This is a genomic window from Blautia caccae, from assembly GCF_040095955.1.
Lineage (GTDB): Bacteria > Bacillota > Clostridia > Lachnospirales > Lachnospiraceae > Blautia > Blautia celeris.
Genome location: NZ_JBBMFP010000050.1, coordinates 1 through 4,006, shown reverse-complemented (window position 1 = coordinate 4,006; position 4,006 = coordinate 1). Strand labels below are relative to the sequence as shown.

The following is a 4,006-nucleotide window of genomic DNA, read 5'->3' as shown; positions in this document are numbered from 1 at the left end:
TAATGTATAGAAAGATTCTCAAAGGAGGGACAGTATGACAAAGAAAAAAATGACTTTTCTGGCAGTGACTGCAGTTGCAGTAATAGGAATTAGCGGTGGCGCTGTATATGCATATAATTATCAACAGGAGCAGACGAGGCAGGAACAGGTGCAGATAGAGCAGGAAAAGAAAGAAGCTGCAGAGAAGGCAGAGCGGGAGCGTGCTGCAGAAGCCAGGGCCGAAATAGAGAAACAGCTGGATACGATTGAACAGAATATGATAGCCTTATATGCCAATGAGGACATGAAGATGCCGGCGGATGGACTTACACAGGATAAGATAGATGCGGTACAGAAGGAACTGGATGCATTCAAGGAAACGTATGGAGCGGATCCGGATGCCAGCAAGGAGCAGGCAGCCAGATTTGAAAGCCTGGAGAAGGAGTTCCAGTATATTTCCGCTATGTTTGAGATTGTAGGAACTTATGGCAGCCTTTATCCGGAGGGTCAGCTGGCTGTACCGGGAGATGATGCCAATCATCTTTTGACAAAGATGAAAACCAGCCTGGAGGCCTTAAAGACCAGTAAGCCGGACTTTTATTCACAGTACATGGGAAAGGTTGATGAAGCACAGAACGCCCTTGCAGGCCAGCAGGCCGTCAGAGAGGCCGTATTTATGATCTATGATAAGGAAACCGGGGCTATGGTGGATGGAGTTACCCGTGAACAGTACCAGGATGTCCTGGAGGCCGTGAATAGCCTTCCAGAAAACACCTTGAAAGCGGAGCTTCTGGGATACCTTCCCACCGTGGAGCAGACCCTGACGGCCCAGGAAGAGGCGGAACGGAAAGCAGTCCAGGAATCACAGCAGAGAAAACAAGCTTCCGGGAACGGCACAGGCTCTCAGGTATCAAATTCCGATGGAGGTACATCCTCCGGATATACAGAAGGTGAAACATATTCAGGCAATGAAGACTCCTGGTCTGGTGGATCTGAATCCTATAGTAGTGGCGGCAGTGAGTCTTCCGGTGATAGCTCTACAGCAGGCGGAACTGCGGAAGAAAGTCCATCTGGAAATCAAAGTGAGAAAACAGGTGGTTATATGGGAGAAGAGCATAAAAGTTTTTCAGTAACAACAACTTGGACAGATGGAGGAGATATAAAAGGTGGTGGAACCTGGGAAGGTGGTACTGTAGAAGGTTTCGACTGGTGATTTATTCTATATTTTATGGAAAAAACGTATCGTTAATTCGATGCGTTTTTTTATTGCATTCTTTGAAAGGGGGTGATTCCATTGGTCTATTAACTGGAAACTCGTTGTAGGTAACAAGAAAAGTAGAGAGGAGATTTTCATGCATTGGAAAAACATTGCAAAGAGAGCAGGGGCATTCGGGATGTCCCTTTGCGTTGCAGCAACTACTATGATAAGTGGAAGTACCACTGTTTTTGCAGGAGAAACCTCAACGGTTGATTATTTAGGGCCTGTAGAGTTCTCCGGACGGATGGTCGGCAGCTTTTTTGTGGATGGTGAAAGAGCGTATTGTTTAGAGCATAGTAAACTTAGTCCGGAAACCGGAACATTAGTTGAAACGAATCCATATGATAACGACATGATCAAAACAGTCCTGTACTATGGGTGGGATGGAAAAGGGAACATCTTCACAGATGAGGCGGAAGGGATTGTGCGGACAAGCTCTGCATTAAGTGTCCTGTACAGTGGAGACAATGAAAACGGACAGATGCTCGCCCAGCCATTATTAGACTATGCTGCAGAACATCTGATTACGGACATGAACATTTATTTCAGCAAAGAATCGATCACGGCCAGTATCACAGGGGACCAGCAGAAGACGGAAGAGGTCACAGTGAATGGTGATGCCAGGAACACAGTGAGCTTTTCACTTCCGGAACAGGTAGTGCTGCATAACAAGACTACTGGTGAGGAGGCCGGCGGTGAAGTGACCGTAAAGGGCGGAGATGTCTTTTATCTTACCGCGCCTTTGAATGGGGCTGCTGATTTTTCTACGGGCATATTAAAAGGCAGCATGGGATACTGCCAGCCATTGTTCTTAAAAACATCAGATGACGAGGTACAGGATTTAATTACTATGAGGTGGAGAGATCCTGATCATACGACCAGTTTATCCGTTACCTGGCAGAAGGCCGGAAACATCAAGGTGAGCAAGACCGATTCCGAGAGCGGCAAGGCAGTGGCCGGCGCAGAATATACCATTTATGATGCAGCCGGCAAGAAGGCCGGGACGATCACTACGGATAAAAAGGGAGAAGGGATCCTCAAAGACCTTCCGGTCGGGGATTACACCGTCAAAGAGACAAAAGTCCCGGCAGGGTACTTCATAGATGGGACCACTTATCCGGTAAAAGTAACACCTGGTGAGACTGCAACGGTCGGCAGTAAGGATCAGCCGGTGTACGGCAGGATCTCCATCCAGAAGTCCGATAAAGAGACCGGGAAGCCGGATAGCCAGGCGAGCGACAAAGGGTTTGCCGGGGCAGAGTATACGGTCTATGCAGCCGAGAAGAACCGGGACTATGAAAAAGACCAGGAAGCTGCTGTACTTACCCTGAACGAGGATGGAAAAGCCGTATCCGGAGACCTGATCCACGGGAAATATTACGTGAAGGAAACAAAAGCCCCCGCAGGCTATCTGCTTGACGGGAACAAGTATCCCGTGACCGTATCGGATACTGCCAAAGAGATCAAGGTATATCCGGTGGAGAGTGCGGACCAGGTGATCCGGGGCGACATCGAGCTGATCAAGGCTGAGGATGGGACCCTGGACCGGATGGCTAACGTGAAATTCTCTATCACGAACAAGCTCACCGGGGAATCTCATGTGTTCATCACGGACGAAAATGGTTATTACAGCACTGCCGCGGAATGGAACAAACATACACAGAATACCAACAAAGGGGAATCCCCGGAGGATGGGATCTGGTTTGGGGGCTCTGAACCGGATGACGGAAAAGGGGCACTCCCATATGGCGTTTATACCATTGAGGAGCTGCAGTGTGAAGCGAATGCCGGCCATAAGCTGGTGAAATTTGATGTCAGCATAAAGAGGGATAACTATACCGTGAACCTTGGGACTGTAACAAATGATCTGGAAAAACAGGTCGAGATCGGGACCACAGCAAAGGACGGGCAGACAGGGACAAACGAGGGGATACCGGCAAAACAGGTGACCATCATAGATACCGTCTCCTACTATAACCTGATCCCGGGTAAAGAGTACACCATAAAGGGAACCCTGATGGATCAGGAGACAGAGAAGGAGCTGCAGGTGGACGGAAAAGCAGTAAAGGCTGAAAAAACGTTCACAGCCGAAAAAGCGGATGGCAGCGTGGATATCACCTTTACTTTTGATGGTTCTGCCCTGGCAGGTAAAAAAGTAGTTGTGTTTGAAAAGCTCCTCTTTGAAGGACGTGAAGTGGCAGTCCATGAGGATATCGAAGATAAAGGACAGACGGTCACCTATCAGAGTATCAAAATTGGCACCACAGCAAAAGACAAGGATACGGAAAGCAGCCAGGGGATCCCGGTAAAGGACGTGACGATCGTGGATACCGTGACGTATAAGAACCTGATCCCGGGTAAAGAGTACACCATAAAGGGAACCCTGATGGATAAGGAGACAGAGAAGGAGCTGCAGGTAAATGGCAAAGTGGTAACAGCGGAGAAGACATTCACGGCAGAAAAGGCGGACGGTAGTGTGGAGCTGGCATTCACCTTCGACGGATCCGCCCTTGGTGGAAAAAAGATTGTGGTATTTGAAAAGCTCCTTTTTGAAGGACGTGAAGTGGCGGCCCATGAGGATATCGAAGATAAAGGGCAGATGGTCACCTATCAGAGTATCAAGATCGGGACCACAGCAAAGGATAAAGCAACAGGTAAAAAAGAGGCGGCAGCGAATAAGAAGATCACGATTGTGGATACCGTAGCCTATAAAAACCTGATCCCGGGGAAGGAATATACAGTAAAAGGAACCCTGATGGATAAGGAGAC

The 4,006-nt window shown here is 48.4% G+C and carries 2 protein-coding genes; both read left to right on the top strand.

The features are described 5' to 3' along the window. The first annotated feature begins 34 nt into the window (after positions 1-34). Positions 35-1,192 carry a hypothetical protein gene (locus WMO65_RS25860; protein ID WP_118594221.1) on the top strand — a complete coding sequence of 386 codons (1,158 nt, stop codon included), beginning with the start codon at positions 35-37 and terminating at the stop codon, positions 1,190-1,192. A gap of 139 nt (positions 1,193-1,331) precedes the next feature. Then, a partial coding sequence (locus WMO65_RS25855; protein ID WP_349064818.1) for a VaFE repeat-containing surface-anchored protein occupies positions 1,332-4,006 on the top strand: 2,675 nt, incomplete at its 3' end.

What these genes read in the sequence shown, in the direction of transcription:
- WMO65_RS25860 (WP_118594221.1), top strand. Translation starts at nt 35, where the DNA reads ATGACAAAGAAAAAAATGACTTTTCTGGCAGTGACTGCAGTTGCAGTA.